Below are 24145 nucleotides of genomic sequence, written 5' to 3' on the forward strand. Positions count from 1 at the left end.
AGGTACCTGGCATGCTGGCGGCCGACGCCGACCGGGAGCGCACGGTGGACGTCCTGAAGGCCGCCTTCGCGGAGGGGCGTCTGCAGCAGCAGGAGTACGAGCACCGGATGTCCACCGCCTACCAGGCGCGTACCTACGGTGAGTTGCAGCTGCTGGTGCGCGACCTCCCACAGGGGCCGTCGCCGATGTCGGTACAGATGTCCCCACCGATGGGATACGTGCCGCGGACCTTCCTGCCGGCCCCGCCGCGCACGAACACCTCCGCCATCGCCTCGTTCGTCTGTGGTCTGGCGGGCACCTTCACCCTCGTGACGGCGATTCCGGCGGTGATCCTCGGGCACAAGGCCCGCAAGGAGATCCGCGGCACCGGCGAGGCGGGGGACGGATTCGCCGTCGCCGGCCTGGTGTTGGGCTGGATCGTCTCCGGATTCCTCGGTCTCATCCTGTTCTTCGTGATGATCGGGATGGTCTTCGGTTCCGGCTGAGAGTTCGAGCCCGACGGGCGGCGTGTCCTGCGCTGATGCATTTGTTTTGACCGGAGCCGATGCGATAGGTACGATCTGACCTTGTGCCTGGGGTGTGCCCGGGTCCTTGCGCGTGCCCCCAGCCTCTGGCCGGGGGAGGTTACCGATACCGCGTGGGGATACCGAGGCCGCGACACCCGACATACGTACGTTCCCTGCTCCACGGGGACGTGCGGGGTCCGCGACACACCCGACCGCGTGGGTCGGTGCCCCAGGTTAGTTTTATCGAGATCGGCACACAGAAACCGGAGAAACGGTGCCTACGATCCAGCAGCTGGTCCGGAACGGCCGGCAGGACAAGGTCAAGAAGAATATGACACCCGCGCTGAAGGGTTCCCCTCAGCGCCGCGGTGTTTGCACGCGTGTGTACACGACCACCCCGAAGAAGCCGAACTCGGCGCTTCGCAAGGTGGCCCGTGTGCGTCTGACCAGTGGGATTGAGGTCACCGCCTACATTCCGGGCGAGGGCCACAACCTCCAGGAGCACTCCATCGTGCTCGTGCGTGGCGGTCGTGTGAAGGACCTGCCGGGTGTTCGCTACAAGATCATCCGCGGCTCCCTGGACACCCAGGGCGTCAAGAACCGCAAGCAGGCCCGCAGCCGCTACGGCGCCAAGAAGGAGAAGTAAGCATGCCTCGTAAGGGTCCTGCCCCGAAGCGCCCGGTCATCATCGACCCGGTCTACGGATCTCCTCTGGTGACCTCGCTGGTCAACAAGATCCTCCTGCACGGCAAGCGTTCCACCGCCGAGCGGATCGTTTACGGCGCCCTCGAGGGCCTCAAGGAGAAGACCGGTACCGACCCGGTCATCACCCTGAAGCGCGCTCTTGAGAACATCAAGCCGACTCTGGAGGTCAAGTCCCGCCGCGTCGGCGGTGCGACCTACCAGGTGCCGGTCGAGGTTCGCCCCGCCCGTGCCTCCACGCTCGCGCTGCGCTGGCTCGTGGGTTACTCCCGCGCCCGCCGTGAGAAGACCATGACCGAGCGCCTGATGAACGAGCTGCTGGACGCCAGCAACGGTCTCGGCGCCTCTGTCAAGCGTCGCGAGGACACGCACAAGATGGCCGAGTCGAACAAGGCCTTCGCGCACTACCGCTGGTAGTCACTACCCACATCGAGACCGAGAGAAGACCGAGCCTAATGGCCACCACTTCGCTTGACCTGGCCAAGGTCCGCAACATTGGGATCATGGCCCACATCGACGCGGGCAAGACGACGACCACCGAGCGGATCCTGTTCTACACCGGCGTCTCGTACAAGATCGGTGAAGTCCACGACGGCGCAGCCACCATGGACTGGATGGAGCAGGAGCAGGAGCGCGGCATCACGATCACGTCGGCCGCGACGACCTGCCACTGGCCGCTGAACGATGTCGATCACACGATCAACATCATCGACACCCCGGGGCACGTCGACTTCACGGTCGAGGTGGAGCGTTCGCTCCGCGTCCTCGACGGTGCCGTCACGGTGTTCGACGGTGTCGCCGGTGTTGAGCCGCAGTCCGAGACCGTTTGGCGTCAGGCGGACCGCTACGGCGTTCCGCGCATCTGCTTCGTCAACAAGCTCGACCGGACCGGTGCCGAGTTCCACCGCTGCGTCGACATGATCGTGGACCGCCTCGGTGCGGTTCCGCTGGTCATGCAGATCCCCATCGGCACTGAGATGGACTTCAAGGGCGTCGTCGACCTCGTCGCCATGAAGGCGATGGTGTGGTCCGCCGAGGCCACCAAGGGCGAGATGTACGACACTGTCGACATCCCGAGCACGCACGTCGAAGCCGCCCAGGAATGGCGCGGCAAGCTCCTCGAGACCATCGCGGAGCACGACGACGAGATGATGGAGCTGTTCCTCGAGGGCCAGGAGCCCAGCGAAGAGCAGCTGATGGCCGCGATCCGTCGCGCCACCATCGCCTCGACCGACTCGGAGCACCAGGGCAAGCCGACCTTCACGCCGGTGTTCTGTGGCAGCGCGTTCAAGAACAAGGGCGTACAGCCCCTGCTCGACGCCGTGGTCCGTTACCTGCCCTCCCCCCTGGACATCGAGGCCATCGAAGGCCACGACGTCAAGGACTCGTCGGTAGCCGTGAAGCGCCAGCCGTCCGAGGACGAGCCGTTCTCCGGTCTTGCTTTCAAGATCATGAGCGACCCGCACCTCGGCAAGCTCACCTTCGTCCGGGTTTACTCGGGCCGCCTCGAGACCGGCACCTTTGTGCTGAACTCGGTGAAGGGCAAGAAGGAGCGCATCGGCAAGATCTACCGTATGCACGCGAACAAGCGTGAGGAGATCCCGACGGCGGGCGCCGGCGACATCATCGCCGTCATGGGCCTGAAGCAGACCACCACCGGTGAGACGCTGTGCGACGAGAAGCAGCCGGTCATCCTGGAGTCCATGGACTTCCCGGCCCCGGTCATTCAGGTCGCCATCGAGCCCAAGTCCAAGGGTGACCAGGAGCGTCTGGGTATCGCGATTCAGCGTCTCGCTGAGGAAGACCCCTCGTTCCAGGTTCACTCCGACGAGGAGACCGGCCAGACCATCATCGGTGGTATGGGCGAGCTCCACCTCGAGGTGCTGGTCGACCGCATGAGGCGCGAGTTCCGCGTCGAGGCGAACGTCGGCAAGCCCCAGGTCGCATACCGCGAGACGATCCGCAAGACTGTCGACCGGATCGACTACACGCACAAGAAGCAGACTGGTGGTACCGGCCAGTTCGCGAAGGTACAGATCTCGATGGAGCCCATCGAGGGCGGCGACGCCTCGTACGAATTCGTGAACAAGGTCACCGGTGGCCGCATCCCCCGTGAGTACATCCCCTCGGTGGACGCCGGCGCCCAGGAAGCCATGAAGTTCGGCATCCTGGCCGGTTACGAGATGGTGGGTGTTCGCATCACCCTTCTCGACGGTGGCTACCACGAGGTCGACTCCTCCGAGCTCGCCTTCAAGATCGCCGGTTCGCAGGCGTTCAAGGAGGGTGCTCGCAGGGCGAGCCCCGTACTGCTCGAGCCGATGATGGCCGTTGAGGTCACCACGCCCGAGGACTACATGGGCGACGTCATCGGCGACCTGAACTCCCGCCGTGGCCAGATCCAGGCCATGGAGGAGCGCAGCGGCGCCCGTGTCATCAAGGGTCTCGTGCCCTTGTCGGAGATGTTCGGCTACGTCGGAGACCTCCGCAGCAAGACCTCGGGTCGCGCAAGCTACTCGATGCAGTTCGACTCCTACGCCGAGGTTCCGCGGAACGTCGCTGAGGAGATCATCGCGAAGGCCAAGGGCGAGTAGCGCTCAATTTTCGCAGTGTTGCTCAACCCTTAGGCTTGATAGCAGGCATCGGGGCATTCGTCGCAATCCACCGGGGCTTCGGCCCTGAGAAGCGTGGCGGATTCCCCGGCAGCCCGCATTCCAGCAAAGATCACCTGGCGCCGATGAAGCAAGGCGTACAGAACAACTCCCCAGGAGGACCCCAGTGGCGAAGGCGAAGTTCGAGCGGACTAAGCCGCACGTCAACATCGGCACCATCGGTCACATCGACCACGGTAAGACGACGCTGACCGCGGCGATTACCAAGGTGCTGCATGACGCGTACCCGGACCTGAACGAGGCCTCGGCCTTCGACCAGATCGACAAGGCTCCTGAGGAGCGCCAGCGCGGTATCACGATCTCGATCGCGCACGTCGAGTACCAGACGGAGTCGCGTCACTACGCGCACGTCGACTGCCCCGGTCACGCGGACTACATCAAGAACATGATCACGGGTGCGGCGCAGATGGACGGCGCCATCCTCGTTGTCGCCGCGACCGACGGCCCGATGCCGCAGACCAAGGAGCACGTGCTCCTGGCCCGCCAGGTCGGCGTTCCGTACATCGTCGTGGCCCTGAACAAGGCCGACATGGTGGACGACGAGGAGATCCTGGAGCTCGTCGAGCTCGAGGTCCGTGAGCTCCTCTCCGAGTACGAGTACGCGGGCGACGACCTTCCGGTCGTGCGCGTGTCGGCGCTCAAGGCTCTTGAGGGCGACAAGGAGTGGGGCGCGAAGCTCCTCGAGCTCATGGCGGCCGTCGACGAGGCGATCCCGACTCCGGCTCGTGACGTCGAGAAGCCGTTCCTGATGCCGATCGAGGACGTCTTCACGATCACCGGTCGTGGCACCGTCGTCACCGGTCGTATCGAGCGTGGTGTCCTCAAGGTCAACGAGACTGTCGACATCATCGGCATCAAGGAGACCAAGACCACCACCACGGTCACCGGTATCGAGATGTTCCGCAAGCTGCTCGACGAGGGCCAGGCGGGCGAGAACGTCGGTCTGCTCCTCCGTGGCATCAAGCGCGAGGACGTCGAGCGCGGCCAGGTCATCATCAAGCCGGGTTCGGTCACGCCGCACACCGAGTTTGAGGCCCAGGCCTACATCCTGTCGAAGGACGAGGGTGGCCGTCACACCCCCTTCTTCAACAACTACCGTCCGCAGTTCTACTTCCGGACGACCGACGTGACCGGCGTTGTGACCCTCCCCGAGGGCACCGAGATGGTCATGCCGGGCGACAACACCGCCATGACGGTCGCGCTGATCCAGCCGATCGCCATGGAAGAGGGCCTGAAGTTCGCCATCCGCGAGGGTGGCCGTACCGTGGGCGCCGGCCAGGTCGTCAAGATCACCAAGTGATCTGACGCTTAGGGCCTGTCCGGCCGGTCTGGGTCGGATAGGCCGCGGCGTCTGGTGCGTGCGATCGCAAGGCGCCGGAGCGTCCTGATAGCGGAGCTATCCGGTCGTTTCGGCAACGCAGCGAGCGTGCGTGCCAGGCGTCGCGGGCCCGGCCTGGGCTGGCCGGACAGGTCCTGGCGAGCATCACACCAAGGGCCCTGTCCCACCGTTCGCGGTGGGGCAGGGCCCTTGGCCTTTTTCCAGAACGTATCTGCGGGGAGGTCCCCCGGGCGGTTACGCCGTGGACTGCGTCTCGGCCCGCCACACCCACGGGGTCGCGGCGAAGTCCAGGCCGACCACGTACGCCCGGCCGTCGGCGCCGTGCAGCAGCGTGGGGGTGCCGACCGGGAGCGCGAAGGGCGGCCGCTTGAGCGGCCGGCCGGGCTGCGTGGTGTCCACGAGCTTGACGGTGCCGTCGAGCTCCTTGCCGAGCAGCAGCAGGCCGCGGTGCCCGCTGCGGGCCGGCGCGGCGCCGACCGCGACATCGGCGTAGCCGCCGTACCCGCTCAGTTGCGCGGGCGTCAGCACGCCGTCCCGTGACGCCGTGCCGTCGACCGTGCGCAGTACCAGCTCGCCGGTCACCGGCCGCCGGTAGGCGACCGTGAGGGAGCCGTCGGGGGCGAGCGCCGCGGACGGGGGCTCACCGGGCTGCGGCATGCCCTTCAGCGCCTGGAAGGCCATCGGCTGCCCGGGCGCGGGCTGCGTCCAGTGGTGGACGGTCTCGCGGCCGGCGGCGAAGACATGGATCCGCGCCTGGCCGTCGAGCACCACCGCCAGGCCGTCCTGCACCTCGTCGCCGCCGAGGTCACGCCAGTCGCCCCACTTCCCGCCGGGCTCCCTGACCTTGGTCCAGACACCCTTGGCGGCGCTGCGGACGAAGAGGTGGACCCGCCCGTCGGGGGTGGAGATCGCGACCGGGCAGCCGATCCGGCGGCCGTTGTCCTCGGTGCGCTCGGGGTTGCCCATACCGGTCCAGGCCCGGAACGCGCCGTCGGGGGAGCTCTGTTCCAGCAGGACGATCTCGCGTGAGTTGTGCCCGCCCTGGCCCTGCAGGGAGGAGAACCGCAGGGCGAACAGCAGCCGGCGGCCCGTGGTGTCCTTCACGGCGGCCAGCGCGGGGGCCAGCGGCCCGCCGCCGAGGTCCTGGGGATCGCTCCACTGGCCGCTGCCGGGGGCGCTCTCCTGCCAGCGCACGGCCCGGGTGCCGAGGACGCTGAACGCCTCCAGCCGGCCGTCGGCGCCGGTGAACGTCGCGGGCCGGGCGCCGGGGTAGCGGTAGTGGGTGGAACGGACCCAGCCCTTGGGGTTGGTCAGCGGGGTGTTCTGGCCGACTCCGTAGTCCCCGCAGCCGGCGGCGTTGCCGCAGTCCCACTCCGGATCTCCGCCGTACGGCAGGAGGTACTCGTTCTTCTCCCGGACCACGGACTGCGGGAGATTGCGGGGCCAGCGCTGGTTGTAGTAGCCGCGGTAGGAGGTGGTCACGAACCGCGGCACGTCACCGTCCGCCTTCGCGCTGTCGGCCACCCACTGGGCGAGGGCCTTCCAGGCGAAGAGCGCGGCGGGCGTGTGGTCGCGGTGGTCGGAGTAGCCGTTCTGGTCGCTGTTCTGGTGGTGGGCCGCGTCGTGCACCTGGATGTCGGGATCGGGGTCCAGGGTCTGCACGAGGGTCGGCTGGTAGCGCTCCAGCAGCGCGGCCAGCGAGTCCACCAGGGTCCGGTGGCTCACCTTGGTGGACCTTCCGACGGGGGAACCGGTGGCCACCACGGTGTCCAGGGTGATGCCGGGGACCGCCCACAGATGGGGGAGTCCCATCAGGTTCGGGTTCCCCTCGCCCATCGACAGGTTCACGAAGACCAGATCGGCCCGGCGCTCACCGTTCGCCAGCTGGTCGAGCTCGACGGTGAGGCCGCCGGTGAGCCGCAGCGCGGAATGGCGCCACGGGGTGAACTTGTCGAGGCCGAGCATGGTCGCGTACGCCTGGCGCAGCCCCTGGTGCCGGGCGGAGGAGTACGCCTGCCGGTTGGCCTTGGGCGTGGGGGTGCGCGGCGCGTGGTTCACGCCCACGGACTCGCCCGCCGTCACGTAGACCGAGACCACCGGGACGCCGCTGCGCACGGCGTGCAGGGTGTCGGGGTTCATGAAGTACAGGTCGTCGTCCGGGTGCGCGAGGACCTGGAGGAGCAGCGGCTTGGCGCCGGGCCGGTAGGCCTGGACCGCGCTCGGGTCGGAACCGGTGACCGGTTTCGCGTCGGACGGCGTGCTGGTGCAGCCGGCTGCCGCGGCCGCGGTTGCTAGGGCTGTGGCGACAAGTAGTTCCCTGCGGGACAACCTTCGCCTCGTAGAGACGCTCACAACAGATAGGAGCGTTCGGACGGCTCCGAGGTTGCGTGCGAGAACCTGCACGCCGGCTGACCTAGGGTGGTCCGTCGGGTTACCAGGGCGTTAAGGGAGCGATGCGTGTATCTGTCGGAGACCCGGGCGAGTGACAAGGCCCGGTCCGAGGGCGAACGTCCGGGCCGCCGCCGGGGACTGCGCGGTCTGGTGTCGGCGAACGTCTTCGCGCTCGGGATGACGAGCCTGATCACCGACATCTCCTCGGAGATGGTCACCGCGGTCCTTCCCGTGTACCTGGTGACCGGACTCGGTCTGAGCATGCTGCAGTTCGGCTTCCTGGACGGCGTGTACTCGGGGTCGACGGCCCTGCTGCGGATCGTCGGCGGCTACCTCGCCGACAAGTTCACCGCACGCAAGGCCGTGGCGGGCTCCGGCTACCTCATGTCGGCGGTGACGAAGCTGGGATTCCCCCTGGTGGGCGCCTCGGTGCCGGGCATCGGGATGATGATGGCCGTCGACCGGGCGGGCAAGGGGATCAGAACCGCCCCGCGGGACGCGCTGATCTCGCTGTCCACCCCGCCGGAGTCGCAGGGCCGGGCGTTCGGCGTGCACCGGGCGATGGACACCGTCGGCGCCTTCATCGGCCCGGTCATCGCCTTCGCCCTGATGTCGATGATGAGCACCTCGCTGGGCACCGCGTACGACGCCGTGTTCGTGGTGAGCTTCTGCATCGGCGCGATCGGCGTGGTGGCCCTCGCGCTGTTCGTAAGGGACCCGTTCACGCGGAAGAAGACCGCCCGGGTCGCGGTCTCGCTCCGCGCCGGGCTGGGGATGCTCGGCAACGCGGCGTTCCGGCGGGCCTGCATCGGGGCCTGCCTGCTCGGCCTGGCGACGGTCTCCGACGCGTTCATCTACCTGGCGCTGCAGAACCGCACCGACCTGGCGATCTCCTGGTTCCCGCTGCTCCCGCTGGGCACGACCGGGGTGTACCTGCTGGCGGCGGTGCCGCTGGGCGGGCTGGCCGACCGGATCGGCCGCTGGAAGATCTTCCTGGCCGGGCACGCCTGCCTGATCGGCGCCTATCTGCTGATCGGCGGCGTCCTGGACCTGCGGGGCACGGCCCTGATCCTCATCGTCCTGGCCCTGCACGGGCTGTTCTACGCGGCGACCGACGGCGTCCTGATGGCGCACGCCGGGCCGCTGATCCCCGAGGAGCTGCGCACCAGCGGGCTGTCCGTGCTGCAGACCACCCAGACCCTGGGCCGTTCCGTCTCCTCCGTGGCGTTCGGCGCCGCCTGGATGCGCTGGGGCCCGGAGAACACCATCCAAGGATTCACCGTCGCTCTGACGGCCGCCGTGCTGCTGTGCATGGTGCTGCTGCGGCCGGGTGCCGCCCACGGTCCCGAGGTGGCCGACGTATGAAGAACCGGATCATAGTTTTCGCGGTGTGCGTGGCCGTGCTGGCCTCGGTGGCCATCGGGTACACGGTGTACGCCCTGCAGCGCGACAAGGCCCGCGCCGGGGGCGGTGAGGGAGTGCGCCCGGTCGCCGGCGCCGTCGACCTCACCCCGGGCGGCAGTGCCCGGCTGATCTTCCGCGACACCGCCAAGGGCCCCGGCTTCGGCCGGCTGGCCGAGGTGCGGGTGGGCAGCCCCGGCGGCGGCCGGAAGGTCGACACGCAGGCCTGCGAGCGCAGCTACGCGGCGGCCGGCCGGCTGCTCTGCCTGGCCGGCCAGAACGGCCTGGTGGTGCACCACTACGCGGAGCTGCGCGACAGCCGGATGAAGCTGCTCAAGCGGATCCAGCTGCCCGGCCTGCCCAGCCGCGCCCGGCTCTCCGCCGACGGCCGGATGGCGGCCTGGACGGCGTTCGTCTACGGGGACTCGTACACCTCGGCCGGCTTCTCCACCCGCACCGGCATCTACGACTCGCGCACCGACACGGTGGTGCCGACCCTGGAGACGTTCGAGGTCCGGCGGAACGGCAAGGACTTCACACCGCCGGACCGGAACTTCTGGGGGGTGTCGTTCCTGAAGGACGACAACACCTTCTACGCGACGCTGGGCAGCTCCTCCAGCGGCGGAACGTTCCTGGTCCGCGGCGACTTCGCGGCCCGCACCATGACCGTGTTGCGGGAGAACGTCGAGTGCCCGTCGCTCTCCCCCGACGGCACCCGGCTGGTCTTCAAGAAGAAGATCTCCGACGACCCGTCCAAGCCGTGGCGGCTGTACGTGCTGGACCTGGCGACCCTGCGGGAGACGGCGCTCGCCGAGACCCGCAGCGTGGACGACCAGGGCGACTGGCTGGACGACCGCACCATCGCCTACTCCCTGCCGACCGGCAGCAGCGCCTTCGACGTGTGGAAGCAGCCCGCGGACGGTTCGGGCCGGCCTGAGCTGATGGTGTCGGGCGCCTACGGGCCGAGCGTGGTGCGCTGAGCGCTCCCCGCCCGCCCGGCCACAGGCCCTCAGTCTCAGTGCGCGAAGGACATCCTGCTGGGCGGTGAGACGTACCGGGCGTAGTTGTCCTGCGCCGGGTACGTACGGCCCGCCGGTCCGGCGGCGAAGACCCGCAGGATGTTCTCGGAGACCTGGCGGGCGAACTCCCCGGACGCCTCGGGCACCCGCTGCTCGCCGGCCTGGTCCCGGCAGCCGGTGTTGCCGTACACGCTGCAGGCCCAGCTCATGGTGCCGGTGGCGAAGACCCCGGCGCCCGAAGGCACCGTGTAGTAGGCGGCGTTGGCCCGGGTCTTCGCGCCGCGGCAGGTCAGCGGGGAGTCCCCGACGACCTGGATCGGGCGCGGCACCGGGACGCCGGCCATCAGCCGGTCCGACTCCACGCCGACCAGTCCGATGTACTTGCTGCCGGCCCTGGCGCCGGTGCCGCGGAACATCCACGCGTCCGGGTCGGTGACGACGAACGGCGCGTAGACCGGGTTGCACTCGTACAGCACGCCGGTCAGGACGCTCTCCGGGCGCGGGTCGGGCGGCAGCCGCCACTGCTGGGTGGCCTGGCTGGGGTCCTTGAGGATCATCGGGTCCTCGGCGGGGTCCTTGTAGACCACCACCACGCGGTCCTTGCCCAGCGAGCTGGGCTCCAGCCGTATGTGCCGGTAGGCGGCGTTGGAGGAGAAGAAGGCGATGTTCACGCCGGCGTCGCGGATCGTGAGGGTGTTGTCGCGCATGCCCGCCGACCAGTACTCGTCGTGCCCGGGGAAGATCACCGCACGGGCGCCGCGGAACAGCTCCGCCGAGTTGTCGAGGTCGGTGTCGGTCTCGTAGGCGAGCGGTATGCGCATCCGCTCCGCGATGCTGAGCATCGGCAGCTCGTACCAGTTGAAGGGCGAGCCCTTGCCGTCGTACGGCCGGTCGAAGCCGGCCTTGCGCGAGCGCTTGTCGTAGCCGGGTCCCGTGGTGCCGCGGGAGTCGCCGTAGACATTGGTGCCGCCGCCCCACTTGTTGTACGCGGCCCAGGTGGTGACCGCGTTCACGAACACGGTGCGGCCGACGGTGGAGGTGGAGCGGATCGTCAGCGTCACCCAGCGGTCGTGGCCCTGGCTGGAGACGAGCTTCAGCAGATAGCTGCCCTGCGGCCAGTTCCTGGTGCTCACCGTCAGGGACGGCTTCCAGGGCGCGCTGATCAGGTATATGCCGGGCACCGTCTTCGGGCCCGCCTGCCGCTCACCGGGCCGGGATGCCGACGACCAGACCTTGCGGCCCTGCTTCCCCTGGTACCAGCCCATCCGGTACGCCTCGACGCGGAAGCTCCTGGCGGTGGTGGAGACGAACAGCCGAAACGATTCTCCTGAGGTGACGCTCACGTGGTCGGCGAAGCCCTCGATCGCGTCGGACGGCCCCGGGTCGCGCAGCCGCCAGGCGGTGCTGCCGGGCCGCCGGTTCTCCTCCGTCACCGACCAGTTGTCCATGTCGAGCGGCGGGGCGGCCTGGGGAGTCCTGGCGGGCGGGGTCAGCGCTCCGGTGCCGGGGGTGCCGCACGCGCCGGCGAACAGCGCGAGGACGACCGTGAGCAGTACCAGACGGGGCAGCCTCTTCAACGAACACTCTTTCTCGTCCGACGTGTCCCCGCCATGTCAGGGAACTCCGCAGATGAGGACCGTCCGGGGGAGCCTTTGGTTGCTCCGCCTGCCCAGGTGGTAGTGTCACCGGCTCGATTGGCGTGGAGTGTGCCCCATATGGCACACTAGCCAAGTTGCTCGGTCGAGCGCCGATGCTGCGCGCCTCCCGTCGGGAGGACCGGAAGCGAGTCCCACAGTACTCGTCGTCATGATCCGCCTCTTGGTGGCATGACGGACGTACGGGAATCTTCCGGGAAGCGTTAGTGCGGTTCCGGCCAGGCACCCGGTGGGAGTCTTCACCACATCCTGCGGTCAGAGCGCCGCGCTTCCTTCTCCGAGGGATTTCCGCTTGCGGAAATTTATGAGAAGGGGTGCGACACGCCCGACCGCGTGGGTCGGCGGAGAGTCACTACCGACCGGGTTCCAGAGCGTTACGAGACAAAGGACTACGGAGTAGCCATGGCGGGACAGAAGATCCGCATCCGGCTCAAGGCGTACGACCACGAGGTCATCGACTCCTCGGCGAAGAAGATCGTCGAGACGGTGACGCGTACTGGTGCGCACGTCGCAGGCCCGGTGCCGCTGCCCACTGAGAAGAACGTGTACTGCGTCATCAAGTCGCCGCACAAGTACAAGGATGCGCGCGAGCACTTCGAGATGCGCACCCACAAGCGGCTCATCGACATTCTCGACCCCACGCCGAAGACGGTTGACTCGCTGATGCGTCTCGACCTCCCGGCTGGCGTCGACATCGAGATCAAGCTCTGAGGTGACGCGCGAGATGGCTAAGAGCATTAAGGGCGTCCTGGGCGAGAAGCTCGGCATGACGCAGGTCTGGGACGAGAACAACCGCATTGTGCCGGTGACCGTCATCAAGGCCGGCCCGTGTGTCGTGACCCAGGTCCGCACCAACGACGTCGACGGCTACGAGTCGGTTCAGATCGCCTTCGGCGAGATTGACCCGCGCAAGGTGAACAAGCCCCTCAAGGGTCACTTCGCCAAGGCCGACGTAACCCCGCGCCGCCACCTGGTGGAGCTTCGTACGCCTGACGCCGGCGAGTACACGCTGGGCCAGGAGATCACCGCTGCGACCTTCGAGTCCGGTGTCAAGGTCGATGTGACCGGCACCAGCAAGGGCAAGGGTTTCGCCGGTGTCATGAAGCGTCACAACTTCAAGGGTCTCGGCGCTGGTCACGGCGTTCAGCGCAAGCACCGTTCCCCCGGCTCCATCGGTGGCTGTGCCACCCCGGGTCGTGTCTTCAAGGGCATGAAGATGGCCGGCCGGATGGGTGGAGAGCGTGTGACCACACAGAATCTGACCGTCCACGCCGTTGACGCGGAGAAGGGCCTGCTCCTCATCAAGGGAGCGGTACCTGGTCCGAACGGCGGCCTCATCCTGGTCCGTACCGCGGCCAAGGGGGCTTGAGGATATGAGCACCATTGACATCCTGTCGCCCGCGGGCGACAAGACCGGGAGCCTTGAGCTTCCCGCCGAGATCTTCGACGCCAAGGTCAGCATTCCGCTGATCCACCAGGTCGTCGTGGCGCAGCTCGCTGCCGCCCGTCAGGGCACGCACAGCACCAAGCGTCGCGGCGAGGTCCGCGGTGGTGGGCGCAAGCCTTACCGCCAGAAGGGCACCGGCCGCGCCCGCCAGGGTTCGACCCGCGCTCCGCAGTTCGCGGGCGGTGGCGTCGTCCACGGTCCGAAGCCGCGTGACTACTCCCAGCGGACGCCGAAGAAGATGATCCGGGCCGCCCTCCTCGGCGCCCTGACCGACCGGGCGCGTCACTCCCGCATTCACGTCGTTTCCGGCGTGATCGAGGGCACGACGCCTTCCACGAAGTCCGCCAAGACGCTGTTCGGCAAGATCTCGGAGCGTAAGAACGTGCTCCTGGTCGTCGAGCGCGCTGACGAGGCCGCGTGGCTGTCCGCCCGCAACCTGCCCCAGGTCCACATCCTGGAAGCCGGTCAGCTGAACACCTACGACGTGCTCGTCTCCGACGAAGTGGTCTTCACGAAGGATGCCTTCGAGCGTTTCGTGGCGGGTCCCGCCGCGTCCGCCAAGGCCGTTGCCTCCGAGGATGAGCTCGAAGGGAACGACGCCTGATGAGTGAGACCAAAACCGCCGCGGTCGTCACCAGCAAGACCTTCACGGACCCCCGTGACATCCTGGTCAAGCCGGTGGTTTCCGAGAAGAGCTACGCGCTCCTGGACGAGAACAAGTACACGTTCATCGTCGCGCCGGGCAGCAATAAGACCCAGATCAAGCAGGCCGTCGAGGCGGTCTTCTCGGTCAAGGTCACCGGGGTCAACACGATCAACCGGCAGGGTAAGCGCAAGCGCACCAAGACCGGTTTCGGCAAGCGCAAGGACACCAAGCGCGCCATCGTGACCCTCGCTGAGGGCGACCGAATCGACATCTTCGGCGGCCCGGTCTCCTAACGGAGTCCGTGTCGTCCGATATCGGACGAGGACTGAGAAATGGGTATCCGCAAGTACAAGCCGACGACGCCGGGCCGTCGTGGCTCCAGCGTCGCCGACTTCGTCGAGATCACGCGGTCCACGCCGGAGAAGTCGCTGGTCCGCCCCCTGCACAGCAAGGGCGGGCGTAACAGCTCGGGTCGCATCACTGTTCGCCACCAGGGTGGCGGTCACAAGCGTGCTTACCGAGTCATCGACTTCCGTCGTCATGACAAGGACGGCGTTCCGGCGAAGGTCGCTCACATCGAGTACGACCCGAACCGCACCGCACGCATCGCGCTGCTGCACTACGCAGACGGCGAGAAGCGCTACATCATTGCCCCGGCCAAGTTGAGCCAGGGCGACCGGGTTGAGAACGGCCCCACGGCCGACATCAAGCCGGGCAACAACCTCCCGCTGCGCAACATCCCGGTGGGTACGACCATCCACGCTATCGAGCTGCGTCCCGGCGGCGGTGCGAAGATCTCCCGTTCCGCGGGTGCTTCGGTCCAGCTGCTGGCGAAGGAGGGCTCCATGGCCACCCTTCGTATGCCGTCCGGTGAGGTCCGCCTGGTCGACGTCCGCTGCCGCGCCACTGTTGGCGAGGTCGGCAACGCCGAGCAGTCGAACATCAACTGGGGCAAGGCCGGCCGTATGCGCTGGAAGGGCGTCCGCCCGACCGTCCGCGGTGTCGCGATGAACCCTGTCGACCACCCGCACGGTGGTGGTGAGGGTAAGACCTCCGGTGGTCGCCACCCGGTCTCCCCGTGGGGTCAGAAGGAGGGTCGTACTCGCTCGCCGAAGAAGGCAAGCAGCAAGTACATCGTCCGCCGCCGCAAGACGAACAAGAAGCGCTAGGAGCAGGTTTAGATGCCGCGCAGTCTCAAGAAGGGGCCCTTCGTCGACGACCACCTCATCAAGAAGGTGGACGTACAGAACGAGGCAGGCACCCACAACGTCATCAAGACCTGGTCCCGCCGCTCCATGATCATTCCGGCGATGCTGGGCCACACGATCGCGGTGCACAACGGCAAGATCCACGTCCCGGTGTTCGTCACCGAGTCCATGGTCGGCCACAAGCTCGGCGAATTCTCGCCGACCCGCACGTTCCGCGGCCACGTCAAGGACGACCGCAAGACGAAGCGTCGCTGATCGGCGGAGTGCGAAGACTATGACTGACACCGAAGGGACAACCATGGAAGCCAGGGCCCAGGCGCGGTACATCCGCGTCACGCCCATGAAGGCCCGCCGCGTGGTGGACCTCATCCGTGGCATGAATGCCACGGAGGCTCAGGCGGTCCTGCGTTTCGCCCCGCAGGCCGCGAGCGTGCCGGTGGGCAAGGTGCTTGACAGCGCCATTGCCAACGCCGCGCACAACTACGACCACTCCGATGCCGAGTCTCTCGTCATCACTGAGGCGTATGTCGACGAAGGTCCGACCCTGAAGCGGTTCCGTCCGCGTGCCCAGGGCCGTGCCTACCGGATCCGCAAGCGGACCAGCCACATCACCGTGGTCGTCAGCAGCAAGGAAGGGACCCGGTAATGGGCCAGAAGGTTAACCCGTACGGGTTCCGGCTCGGAATTACCACGGACTTCAAGTCTCGTTGGTACGCCGACAAGCTGTACAAGGACTACGTCAAGGAAGACGTCGCCATCCGCAAGATGATGACGCAGGGCATGGAGCGCGCCGGCATCTCGAAGGTTGAGATCGAGCGCACCCGTGACCGCGTGCGTGTGGACATCCACACCGCGCGTCCCGGCATCGTCATCGGCCGTCGTGGTGCCGAGGCCGACCGCATCCGCGGCGACCTGGAGAAGCTGACCGGCAAGCAGGTGCAGCTGAACATCCTCGAGGTCAAGAACCCCGAGATGGACGCTCAGCTGGTGGCCCAGGCCGTCGCCGAGCAGCTCTCCTCGCGTGTCTCCTTCCGTCGTGCCATGCGTAAGAGCATGCAGGGCACCATGAAGGCCGGCGCCAAGGGCATCAAGATCCAGTGCGGTGGCCGTCTCGGCGGCGCCGAGATGTCCCGCTCTGAGTTCTACCGCGAAGGCCGTGTGCCGCTGCACACCCTGCGCGCCAACGTGGACTACGGCTTCTTCGAGGCCAAGACCACCTTCGGCCGCATCGGTGTGAAGGTGTGGATCTACAAGGGCAACGTCAAGAACATCGCAGAGGTTCGCGCCGACAACGCCGCGGCCCGTGCGGGCAACCGCCCGTCGCGTGGTCCCGGCGCCGGTGGAACCGACCGTCCGCAGCGCCGCGGTGGCGAGCGCGGCGGCCGCGGCCGTAAGCCCCAGACGGACGGCGGTTCGGCTCCCAAGGCCGAGGCCCCCGCCGCTGTCGAGGCTCCGGCTGCGGACACTCCCGGAACGGAGGCCTGACCCAATGCTGATCCCCCGCAGGGTCAAGCACCGCAAGCAGCACCACCCGAAGCGCTCGGGCATGGCCAAGGGCGGCACCGAACTCGCGTTCGGTGAGTACGGCCTGCAGGCCGTCACCCCGGCCTATGTGACGAACCGGCAGATCGAGTCCGCTCGTATCTCCATCACCCGTCACATCAAGCGCGGCGGCAAGGTCTGGATCAACATCTACCCGGACCGTCCGCTGACCAAGAAGCCTGCTGAGACCCGCATGGGTTCCGGTAAGGGTTCGCCGGAGTGGTGGATCGCGAACGTCAAGCCCGGTCGGGTGATGTTCGAGCTGTCCTTCCCGAACGAGAAGGTTGCCAAGGAGGCGCTCACCCGCGCCGCCCACAAGCTTCCGATGAAGTGCCGCATTGTGCGGCGCGAGGCAGGTGAATCGTGATGGCGGCCGGCACCACTAAGGCCACCGAGCTGCGCACGCTGGGCGACGAGGAACTCCTCGCCAAGCTGAGCGAAGCCAAGGAGGAGCTGTTCAACCTCCGCTTCCAAGCGGCCACGGGACAGCTCGAGAACAACAACCGGCTCAAGGTCGTCCGCAAGGACATCGCCCGGATCTACACCTTGATGCGCGAGCGCGAGCTGGGCATCGAGACGGTGGAGAGCGCCTGATGAGCGAGAAGAATGTGACTGAGACCTCCGAGCAGCGCGGCTTCCGCAAGACCCGTGAGGGCCTTGTGGTCAGCGACAAGATGGACAAGACCGTAGTGGTCGCCGTCGAGGACCGTGTGAAGCACGCCCTGTACGGCAAGGTCATCCGGCGCACCAACAAGCTCAAGGCGCACGACGAGCAGAACGCTGCCGGCATCGGCGACCGTGTCCTCCTCATGGAGACCCGGCCGACCTCTGCCACCAAGCGCTGGCGCGTCGTGGAGATCCTCGAGAAGGCCAAGTAATCCCTGAGGGCTTTCCCTCAGGACCGTTCCGTCAGGCTCGGTAGGGGCGGGGCAACCCGCCCCTACCGGGAACCGACGCGACAAACAGGAGATAGACGTGATCCAGCAGGAGTCGCGACTGCGGATCGCCGACAACACTGGTGCGAAGGAAATCCTTTGCATCCGTGTTCTCGGTGGTTCGGGTCGCCGCTACGCGGGAATCGGTGACGTCATCGTTGCCACCGTCAAGGACGCGATCCCCGGTGGCAACGTGAAGAAGGGCGAGGTCGTCAAGGCGGTCATCGTCCGGACCGTCAAGGAGCGCCGTCGCGCAGACGGCTCGTACATCCGGTTCGACGAGAACGCCGCCGTCATTCTGAAGAACGACGGCGACCCCCGCGGCACCCGTATCTTCGGCCCGGTGGGCCGTGAGCTGCGCGAGAAGAAGTTCATGAAGATCGTTTCTCTCGCGCCGGAGGTGCTGTAACCGATGAAGATCAAGAAGGGCGACCTGGTCCAGGTCATCACCGGTAAGGACCGCGGCAAGCAGGGCAAGGTCATTGTGGCCTACCCCACTGAGAGCCGTGTCCTCGTCGAGGGTGTCAACCGGGTCAAGAAGCACACCAAGGCCGGCCAGTCCGACCGCGGTAGCAAGACCGGTGGGATCATCACGACCGAGGCCCCGATTCACATCAGCAATGTTCAGCTGATCGTGGAGAAGGACGGCAAGAAGGTCGTTACCCGCGTCGGTTACCGCTTCGACGACGAAGGCAACAAGATCCGCGTTGCCAAGCGGACGGGTGAGGACATCTGATGACTGCCACCACCACGCCGCGTCTGAAGACGCGCTACCGCGAGGAAATCTCGGGCAAGCTGCACGAGGAGTTCTCTTTCGAGAACGTCATGCAGATCCCGGGTCTGACCAAGATCGTGGTCAACATGGGTGTGGGCGACGCCGCCCGCGACTCCAAGCTGATCGAGGGCGCGATTCGCGACCTCGCCACGATCACCGGCCAGAAGCCGCAGGTCACCAAGGCCCGCAAGTCCATCGCGCAGTTCAAGCTGCGTGAGGGCCAGCCGATCGGCGCCCACGTCACCCTCCGCGGTGACCGTATGTGGGAGTTCCTGGACCGCGTGCTGTCACTCGCACTGCCGCGTATCCGTGACTTCCGCGGCCTGTCGCCGAAGCAGTTCGACGGCCGGGGCAACTACACCTTCGGTCTCACGGAGCAGGTCATGTTCCACGAGATCGACCAGGACAAGATCGACCGGGTCCGGGGCATGGACATCACCGTGGTTACCACGGCGACCAACGACGACGAGGGTCGTGCCCTGCTTCGTCACCTCGGCTTCCCGTTCAAGGAGATGTGACCGTGGCGAAGAAGGCTCTGATCGCTAAGGCCGCTCGCAAGCCCAAGTTCGCTGTGCGCGGTTACAACCGCTGCCAGCGCTGTGGCCGGCCGCACTCTGTCTACCGCAAGTTCGGCCTCTGCCGCGTGTGCCTTCGTGAGATGGCTCACCGTGGCGAGCTGCCGGGCGTGACCAAGAGCTCCTGGTAGATCCGGTTCCCTTCGGGGAATCCGGTGACCAGGAACTCTCGGTAAGCATCTGGACGGCAGGATGCCCTCCCCGTCTGCCGTAAGGTAGAGGGGTTGGGCGCCCTGTCGCCCATGACCGACTTACTACGCCGTAGGTCCCCGCGCCGCACCCGTCCCGACTTTGCTCGGGGAGAAGGATGGCGCAATGGAAACCCCGGCGAGAGAGGCCTAGGGCCAACTCATGACCATGACCGACCCCATCGCAGACATGCTCACCCGTCTGCGTAATGCGAACTCGGCGTATCACGATGACGTCGTGATGCCGTTCAGCAAGATCAAGTCGCACATCGCGGAGATCCTCCAGCAGGAGGGTTACATCACCGGCTGGAAGGTCGAGGATGCCGAGGTTGGCAAGAACCTCATCCTCGAGCTGAAGTTCGGTCCGAGCCGTGAGCGCTCGATCGCCGGCATCAAGCGCATCAGCAAGCCGGGCCTTCGGGTCTACGCAAAGTCCACCAATCTGCCCAAGGTGCTCGGCGGCCTGGGCGTGGCGATCATCTCCACGTCCCACGGTCTCCTCACCGGCCAGCAGGCCAGCAAGAAGGGCGTAGGTGGGGAAGTCCTCGCCTACGTCTGGTAATCGGGAACAGGAGGCATTGCAATGTCGCGCATCGGCAAGCTGCCCATCCCGGTTCCCGCCGGCGTGGACGTCACCATCGACGGCCGTACGGTCTCGGTGAAGGGCCCCAAGGGTTCCCTTTCCCACACCGTCGCTGCCCCGATCGATGTCGCCAAGGACGAGACCGGCACGCTCATCGTGTCGCGTCCTAACGACGAGCGTGTTTCGAAGGCCCTGCACGGCCTGTCCCGCACGCTGGTGGCGAACATGATCACTGGCGTGACCGCGGGTTACAGCAAGGCGCTCGAGATCAACGGCGTCGGCTACCGCGTCCAGGCGAAGGGCTCCAATCTGGAGTTCGCCCTGGGCTACAGCCACCCCGTCGTGATCGAGCCGCCGGAGGGCATCTCGTTCAAGGTGGAGTCGCCGACCAAGCTGAGTGTCGAGGGAATCGACAAGCAGAAGGTCGGCGAGGTAGCCGCGAACATCCGCAAGCTGCGGAAGCCCGACCCGTACAAGGGCAAGGGTGTTAAGTACGCGGGCGAAGTCATCCGCCGCAAGGTCGGAAAGGCTGGTAAGTAGCCATGGCATACGGTGTGAAGATCGCCAAGGGCAAGGCTTACAAGGGCGCGGCTCTCAAGCGTCGCCACATCCGCGTCCGCAAGCGGATCTCGGGCACGGAGGCGCGTCCGCGTCTCGTCGTGACCAGGTCCAACCGCGGCATCGTGGCGCAGGTTATCGACGACCTCGCGGGGCACACCCTCGCGTCGGCGTCGACCCTCGACCCGTCCATCCGTGGCGGCGAAGGCGACAAGTCCTCCAAGGCGAAGCAGGTCGGCCAGCTCGTGGCCGAGCGTGCCAAGGCCGCGGGTATTGAGACTGTCGTATTCGACCGTGGCGGCAATCAGTACGCAGGGCGCATTGCCGCCCTTGCGGACGCCGCCCGCGAAGCCGGACTCGAGTTCTGAGTTCGTCCCGCAGCTAGCGGATCAACGAAGAGAGGTAATTCCAATGGCTGGACCCCAGCGCCGCGGCAGCGGTGCCGGTGGCGGCGAGCGGCGTGACCGTAAGTCTGGGCGGGACGGCCAGCAGGCCGAGAAGACCGCCTACGTCGAGCGTGTTGTCGCGATCAACCGCGTCGCCAAGGTAGTCAAGGGTGGTCGTCGCTTCAGCTTCACCGCGCTGGTCGTGGTGGGCGATGGTGACGGCACCGTCGGTGTCGGTTATGGCAAGGCCAAGGAAGTTCCGGCCGCCATCGCCAAGGGTGTCGAGGAAGCGAAGAAGAACTTCTTCAAGGTTCCCCGCATCCAGGGCACCATCCCGCACCCGATCCAGGGCGAGAAGGCCGCGGGCGTCGTTCTGCTCAAGCCTGCTTCCCCCGGTACCGGTGTTATCGCCGGTGGCCCGGTGCGCGCCGTACTCGAGTGCGCCGGTATCCACGACGTTCTGTCCAAGAGCCTCGGCTCGGACAACGCGATCAACATCGTGCACGCCACGGTGGCCGCGCTTCAGGGCCTTCAGCGCCCCGAGGAGATCGCTGCCCGTCGTGGCCTGCCGCTGGAGGACGTCGCGCCCGCAGCTCTGCTGCGTGCACGTGCCGGGGTGGGTGCCTGATGGCTCGCCTCAAGGTCACGCAGATCAAGTCCTACATCGGTAGCAAGCAGAACCACCGTGACACCCTGCGTTCGCTCGGGCTCAAGCGCCTGAACGACGTGGTGGTCAAGGAGGACCGTCCGGAGATTCGCGGAATGGTCCAGACCGTCCGCCACCTCGTCACGGTCGAGGAGGTTGACTGACATGGGTGCTGAGAACCCGCAGAACCCCCTGAAGGTCCACAACCTGCGTCCCGCCCCGGGTGCCAAGACCGCCAAGACCCGTGTGGGTCGTGGCGAGGCGTCCAAGGGTAAGACCGCTGGTCGTGGTACCAAGGGCACGAAGGCCCGTTACCAGGTTCCGGCTCGCTTTGAGGGTGGGCAGATGCCCCTCCACATGCGCCTGCCGAAGCTCAAGGGCTTCAAGAACCCGTTCCGCGTCGAGTTCCAGGTCGTGAACCTGGACAAGCTCACCGCCCTCTACCCCGAGGGTGGAGAGGTCACGGTGGCCGATCTGGTCGCCAAGGGCGCGGTACGTAAGAACCAGCTCGTCAAGGTGCTCGGCACCGGCGAGATCACCGTGGCGCTGCAGGTTTCGGTTGACGCCGTCTCCGGCTCCGCCAAGGAGAAGATCGCTGCTGCCGGCGGCACCGTCACCGAGCTCATCTGAGTCTCGGCGACTGCTGCTGACAGCGACCGAATCGGGCCCGTTCCTCCTCGGAGGGACGGGCCCGATTCGGTAGCAGGCACCGAAGGACAAACTGCGCAAGTACGACCCTGACGTGTCTCTACCGGGTGGCGATCGCCAACTGGGGGAGACACGCGCTTCATACGGACCGCCACGCGCTGTTAGAGTCCGTTGGGTCGACTGGCGAAACTGCCCGCAGACTGTCCTCGCGCCCCATCCCGGCCGGTGATCCGCCGTCCGTGACAGACCATCTCGACCGACCCTTCCGCCCTGCTGCGCGGAAGGTGCAGGAGGCACCGTGCTCACCGCGTTCGCCCAGGCGTTCAAAACGCCTGACCTGCGCAAGAAGCTGCTGTTCACGCTGGGCATCATGGTGCTGTTCCGGCTCGGGGCGCACGTCCCGGTGCCAGGGGTGGACTACAAGGTCGTCAACGCGTGCATCAAGGACGCGGGCGGCGGGCAGGGCCTCTTCAGCCTGGTCAACCTCTTCAGCGGTGGTGCACTGCTCCAGCTGACCATCTTCGCGCTCGGGATCATGCCGTACATCACGGCGAGCATCATCCTGCAGCTGCTGACCGTGGTGATCCCACGCCTCGAAGCCCTCAAGAAGGAGGGCCAGGCGGGCACCGCGAAGATCACGCAGTACACCCGATACCTGACCGTGGCGCTGGCGATCCTGCAGGGCACCGGCCTGGTGGCCACCGCCCGCGGCGGCAGCCTCTTCTCCAGCTGCACCCAGCGCTACGACATCATCTCCAGCAAGTCGATCTTCACCACCGTCACGATGGTGGTCACGATGACCGCCGGTACCGTGATGATCATGTGGCTCGGCGAGCTGATCACCGACCGCGGCATCGGCAACGGTATGTCGATCCTGATGTTCGTCTCGATCGCGGCCGGCTTCCCGGGCGCCCTGTGGTCCATCAAGAGCTCCGGCAAGATCATGGGCGGCTGGTTCGAGTTCTTCATCGTCATCCTGATCGGCCTGGTGATGGTGGCCCTTGTGGTCTTCGTCGAACAGGCGCAACGCAGGATCCCGGTGCAGTACGCGAAGCGCATGATCGGCCGGCGGTCCTACGGCGGAACGTCCACGTATATCCCGCTCAAGGTGAACCAGGCGGGTGTGATTCCCGTCATCTTCGCCTCGTCGTTGCTCTACATTCCGGCCCTCGTCGTTCAGTTCAGCGGGTCGACAGCACCGTGGGCCCAGTGGGTCAGCGTCAACCTGACCAAGGGCGATCACCCCGCCTACCTGGCCGCTTACTTCCTGCTGATCGTCTTCTTCGCCTTCTTCTACGTCGCGATCTCGTTCAACCCCGAGGAAGTCGCCGACAATATGAAGAAGTATGGTGGCTTCATCCCGGGCATCCGGGCCGGTCGACCTACTGCTGAATACCTGAGCTACGTGTTGAACAGGATCACGTGGCCGGGATCGCTGTATCTGGGGCTCATCGCTCTCGTTCCCACCGTTGCCATCGCCTTGTTCAACGGCAGCACCAACTTCCCGTTCGGCGGGACCAGCATCCTGATCATCGTGGGTGTCGGCCTGGAGACCGTGAAGCAGATCGAGAGCCAGCTCCAGCAGCGCAACTACGAAGGGTTCCTCCGCTGATGCGAATCGTCCTCGTCGGGCCGCCTGGGGCCGGCAAGGGTACGCAGGCTGCGTTCCTCGCCAAGAACCTGTCGATCCCGCACATCTCGACGGGCGACCTCTTCCGCGCGAACATCAGCCAGGGCACCGCCCTGGGCAAGCAGGCGAAGTCCTACATGGACGCCGGCAACCTGGTGCCCGACGAAGTGACCATCGGGATGGCGAAGGACCGGCTCGACGAGCCGGACACCGAGGGCGGCTTCCTGCTCGACGGTTTCCCGCGCAACGTCCACCAGGCCGAGGCGCTCGACGCCTTCCTGGTCGAGCGCGGTATCGCGCTCGACGGGGTCCTGGACCTGGAGGTCCCGGAGGACGAGGTCGTCAAGCGCATCGCCGGCCGGCGCACCTGCCGCAAGGACACGGCGCACACGTTCCACATCACGTACAAGAAGCCCGAGGTCGAGGGTGTGTGCGACGAGTGCGGCGGCGAGCTCTACCAGCGTGACGACGACTCCGAGGCGACCGTGCGCAACCGCCTCGCCGTCTATCACCGGGAGACCGAGCCGATCATCGACTACTACCGGCAGCAGGACCTGGTGGCGACGATCTCGGCGCTCGGTCCGGTCGCGGAAGTCACCCAGCGGGCGATGGACGCACTGAAGAGCAACAAGAGCGCGTAGTACCCACACGTACACAGGTCGGCCGCGGTGCCCAGGTGGCACCGCGGCCGTACTG

Annotated in this window: 32 protein-coding genes; 30 read left to right on the plus strand and 2 right to left on the minus strand. The window is 66.7% G+C overall.

Annotated features, from left to right (window positions below; all coding sequences use genetic code 11):
• Positions 1–11 precede the first annotated feature (11 nt).
• The 5 genes from C8250_RS25495 to tuf all read left to right on the plus strand — a co-directional run bounded on the left by C8250_RS25495 (position 12) and on the right by tuf (position 5177).
• Complete coding sequence (locus tag C8250_RS25495; RefSeq protein WP_138352990.1) at positions 12–485, plus strand: DUF1707 and DUF4190 domain-containing protein; 474 nt, start codon at positions 12–14, stop codon at positions 483–485.
• A gap of 295 nt (positions 486–780) precedes the next feature.
• Positions 781–1152: a 30S ribosomal protein S12 gene (gene rpsL, locus C8250_RS25500; protein ID WP_138352888.1), complete on the plus strand. Its 372-nt coding sequence runs from the start codon at positions 781–783 to the stop codon at positions 1150–1152.
• Positions 1153–1154: 2 nt separating this feature from the next.
• Positions 1155–1625, plus strand: a complete 471-nt coding sequence (gene rpsG, locus C8250_RS25505; RefSeq protein ID WP_138352889.1) for a 30S ribosomal protein S7 — start codon at positions 1155–1157, stop codon at positions 1623–1625.
• Positions 1626–1663: 38 nt separating this feature from the next.
• Positions 1664–3799, plus strand: coding sequence for an elongation factor G (gene fusA, locus C8250_RS25510; protein WP_138352890.1), 2136 nt, complete (start codon positions 1664–1666; stop codon positions 3797–3799).
• A 184-nt stretch (positions 3800–3983) separates the two neighbouring features.
• Positions 3984–5177 (plus strand): elongation factor Tu, encoded by a 1194-nt coding sequence (tuf, locus tag C8250_RS25515; RefSeq protein WP_138352891.1) that lies wholly within the window; start codon positions 3984–3986, stop codon positions 5175–5177.
• 273 nt (positions 5178–5450) lie between these two features.
• On the opposite strand, the gene C8250_RS25520 is transcribed toward tuf, so the two are convergent.
• Complete coding sequence (locus tag C8250_RS25520) at positions 5451–7544, minus strand: PIG-L family deacetylase (protein ID WP_138352892.1); 2094 nt, start codon at positions 7542–7544, stop codon at positions 5451–5453.
• 129 nt (positions 7545–7673) lie between these two features.
• Here C8250_RS25520 and C8250_RS25525 point away from each other — a divergent pair, with 129 nt between their 5' ends.
• Positions 7674–8972, plus strand: a complete 1299-nt coding sequence (locus tag C8250_RS25525; RefSeq protein WP_198357082.1) for an MFS transporter — start codon at positions 7674–7676, stop codon at positions 8970–8972.
• Complete coding sequence (locus tag C8250_RS25530; RefSeq protein WP_138352893.1) at positions 8969–9988, plus strand: PD40 domain-containing protein; 1020 nt, start codon at positions 8969–8971, stop codon at positions 9986–9988. Before C8250_RS25525 ends, C8250_RS25530 begins: the two co-directional genes overlap by 4 nt.
• Before the next feature lie 35 nt (positions 9989–10023).
• Here the strand turns inward: C8250_RS25530 and C8250_RS25535 are convergent, their stop codons facing one another.
• Positions 10024–11604, minus strand: a complete 1581-nt coding sequence (locus C8250_RS25535; RefSeq protein ID WP_138352894.1) for a N,N-dimethylformamidase beta subunit family domain-containing protein — start codon at positions 11602–11604, stop codon at positions 10024–10026.
• Positions 11605–12084: 480 nt separating this feature from the next.
• Here C8250_RS25535 and rpsJ point away from each other — a divergent pair, with 480 nt between their 5' ends.
• The 23 genes from rpsJ to C8250_RS25650 all read left to right on the plus strand — a co-directional run bounded on the left by rpsJ (position 12085) and on the right by C8250_RS25650 (position 24090).
• On the plus strand, positions 12085–12393 hold the full coding sequence (gene rpsJ, locus C8250_RS25540; protein ID WP_138352895.1) for a 30S ribosomal protein S10: 309 nt from the start codon (positions 12085–12087) through the stop codon (positions 12391–12393).
• 13 nt (positions 12394–12406) lie between these two features.
• Complete coding sequence (gene rplC, locus C8250_RS25545; RefSeq protein ID WP_138352896.1) at positions 12407–13051, plus strand: 50S ribosomal protein L3; 645 nt, start codon at positions 12407–12409, stop codon at positions 13049–13051.
• 4 nt (positions 13052–13055) lie between these two features.
• Positions 13056–13733, plus strand: a complete 678-nt coding sequence (gene rplD / locus C8250_RS25550; RefSeq protein ID WP_138352897.1) for a 50S ribosomal protein L4 — start codon at positions 13056–13058, stop codon at positions 13731–13733.
• Positions 13733–14068, plus strand: coding sequence for a 50S ribosomal protein L23 (rplW, locus tag C8250_RS25555; RefSeq protein ID WP_138352898.1), 336 nt, complete (start codon positions 13733–13735; stop codon positions 14066–14068). The genes rplD and rplW overlap by 1 nt, the downstream gene beginning before the upstream one ends.
• Before the next feature lie 39 nt (positions 14069–14107).
• Entirely contained in the window at positions 14108–14944 is an 837-nt protein-coding gene (rplB, locus tag C8250_RS25560; RefSeq protein ID WP_138352899.1) for a 50S ribosomal protein L2, read from the plus strand.
• A gap of 12 nt (positions 14945–14956) precedes the next feature.
• Entirely contained in the window at positions 14957–15238 is a 282-nt protein-coding gene (gene rpsS, locus C8250_RS25565; RefSeq protein ID WP_138352900.1) for a 30S ribosomal protein S19, read from the plus strand.
• A gap of 43 nt (positions 15239–15281) precedes the next feature.
• Positions 15282–15629, plus strand: coding sequence for a 50S ribosomal protein L22 (rplV, locus tag C8250_RS25570; RefSeq protein ID WP_138352992.1), 348 nt, complete (start codon positions 15282–15284; stop codon positions 15627–15629).
• A complete protein-coding gene (gene rpsC / locus C8250_RS25575; RefSeq protein ID WP_138352901.1) occupies positions 15629–16468 on the plus strand; it encodes a 30S ribosomal protein S3 in 840 nt (279 codons plus the stop codon). Before rplV ends, rpsC begins: the two co-directional genes overlap by 1 nt.
• A 4-nt stretch (positions 16469–16472) precedes the next feature.
• The gene (gene rplP / locus C8250_RS25580; protein WP_138352902.1) at positions 16473–16892 is read left to right on the plus strand and encodes a 50S ribosomal protein L16; all 420 of its coding nucleotides are present in this window, start codon (positions 16473–16475) and stop codon (positions 16890–16892) included.
• Positions 16892–17119 (plus strand): 50S ribosomal protein L29, encoded by a 228-nt coding sequence (rpmC, locus tag C8250_RS25585; protein WP_138352903.1) that lies wholly within the window; start codon positions 16892–16894, stop codon positions 17117–17119. The genes rplP and rpmC overlap by 1 nt, the downstream gene beginning before the upstream one ends.
• Positions 17119–17403, plus strand: coding sequence for a 30S ribosomal protein S17 (gene rpsQ, locus C8250_RS25590; protein ID WP_138352904.1), 285 nt, complete (start codon positions 17119–17121; stop codon positions 17401–17403). Before rpmC ends, rpsQ begins: the two co-directional genes overlap by 1 nt.
• Positions 17404–17500: 97 nt before the next feature.
• Positions 17501–17869 (plus strand): 50S ribosomal protein L14, encoded by a 369-nt coding sequence (gene rplN / locus C8250_RS25595; RefSeq protein ID WP_073492414.1) that lies wholly within the window; start codon positions 17501–17503, stop codon positions 17867–17869.
• 3 nt (positions 17870–17872) lie between these two features.
• Positions 17873–18196 (plus strand): 50S ribosomal protein L24, encoded by a 324-nt coding sequence (rplX, locus tag C8250_RS25600; RefSeq protein WP_138352905.1) that lies wholly within the window; start codon positions 17873–17875, stop codon positions 18194–18196.
• Positions 18196–18753 carry a 50S ribosomal protein L5 gene (gene rplE, locus C8250_RS25605; protein ID WP_138352906.1) on the plus strand — a complete coding sequence of 186 codons (558 nt, stop codon included), beginning with the start codon at positions 18196–18198 and terminating at the stop codon, positions 18751–18753. Before rplX ends, rplE begins: the two co-directional genes overlap by 1 nt.
• Before the next feature lie 2 nt (positions 18754–18755).
• Positions 18756–18941 (plus strand): type Z 30S ribosomal protein S14, encoded by a 186-nt coding sequence (locus C8250_RS25610; RefSeq protein WP_073492416.1) that lies wholly within the window; start codon positions 18756–18758, stop codon positions 18939–18941.
• Positions 18942–19161: 220 nt separating this feature from the next.
• A complete protein-coding gene (gene rpsH, locus C8250_RS25615) occupies positions 19162–19560 on the plus strand; it encodes a 30S ribosomal protein S8 (RefSeq protein ID WP_138352907.1) in 399 nt (132 codons plus the stop codon).
• A gap of 21 nt (positions 19561–19581) precedes the next feature.
• Entirely contained in the window at positions 19582–20121 is a 540-nt protein-coding gene (gene rplF / locus C8250_RS25620) for a 50S ribosomal protein L6 (RefSeq protein WP_138352908.1), read from the plus strand.
• A 2-nt stretch (positions 20122–20123) separates the two neighbouring features.
• Positions 20124–20507, plus strand: a complete 384-nt coding sequence (rplR, locus tag C8250_RS25625; protein WP_138352909.1) for a 50S ribosomal protein L18 — start codon at positions 20124–20126, stop codon at positions 20505–20507.
• 43 nt (positions 20508–20550) lie between these two features.
• Entirely contained in the window at positions 20551–21153 is a 603-nt protein-coding gene (gene rpsE, locus C8250_RS25630; protein ID WP_138352910.1) for a 30S ribosomal protein S5, read from the plus strand.
• A complete protein-coding gene (gene rpmD / locus C8250_RS25635; protein WP_138352911.1) occupies positions 21153–21335 on the plus strand; it encodes a 50S ribosomal protein L30 in 183 nt (60 codons plus the stop codon). Before rpsE ends, rpmD begins: the two co-directional genes overlap by 1 nt.
• A 1-nt stretch (position 21336) precedes the next feature.
• The gene (gene rplO, locus C8250_RS25640) at positions 21337–21801 is read left to right on the plus strand and encodes a 50S ribosomal protein L15 (protein ID WP_138352912.1); all 465 of its coding nucleotides are present in this window, start codon (positions 21337–21339) and stop codon (positions 21799–21801) included.
• Positions 21802–22117: 316 nt separating this feature from the next.
• Positions 22118–23431 (plus strand): preprotein translocase subunit SecY, encoded by a 1314-nt coding sequence (secY, locus tag C8250_RS25645; protein ID WP_138352913.1) that lies wholly within the window; start codon positions 22118–22120, stop codon positions 23429–23431.
• The gene (locus C8250_RS25650) at positions 23431–24090 is read left to right on the plus strand and encodes an adenylate kinase (RefSeq protein ID WP_138352914.1); all 660 of its coding nucleotides are present in this window, start codon (positions 23431–23433) and stop codon (positions 24088–24090) included. Before secY ends, C8250_RS25650 begins: the two co-directional genes overlap by 1 nt.
• Positions 24091–24145: the final 55 nt, after the last annotated feature.

This window comes from Streptomyces sp. So13.3, from assembly GCF_005860785.2.
Lineage (GTDB): Bacteria > Actinomycetota > Actinomycetes > Streptomycetales > Streptomycetaceae > Actinacidiphila > Actinacidiphila fildesensis.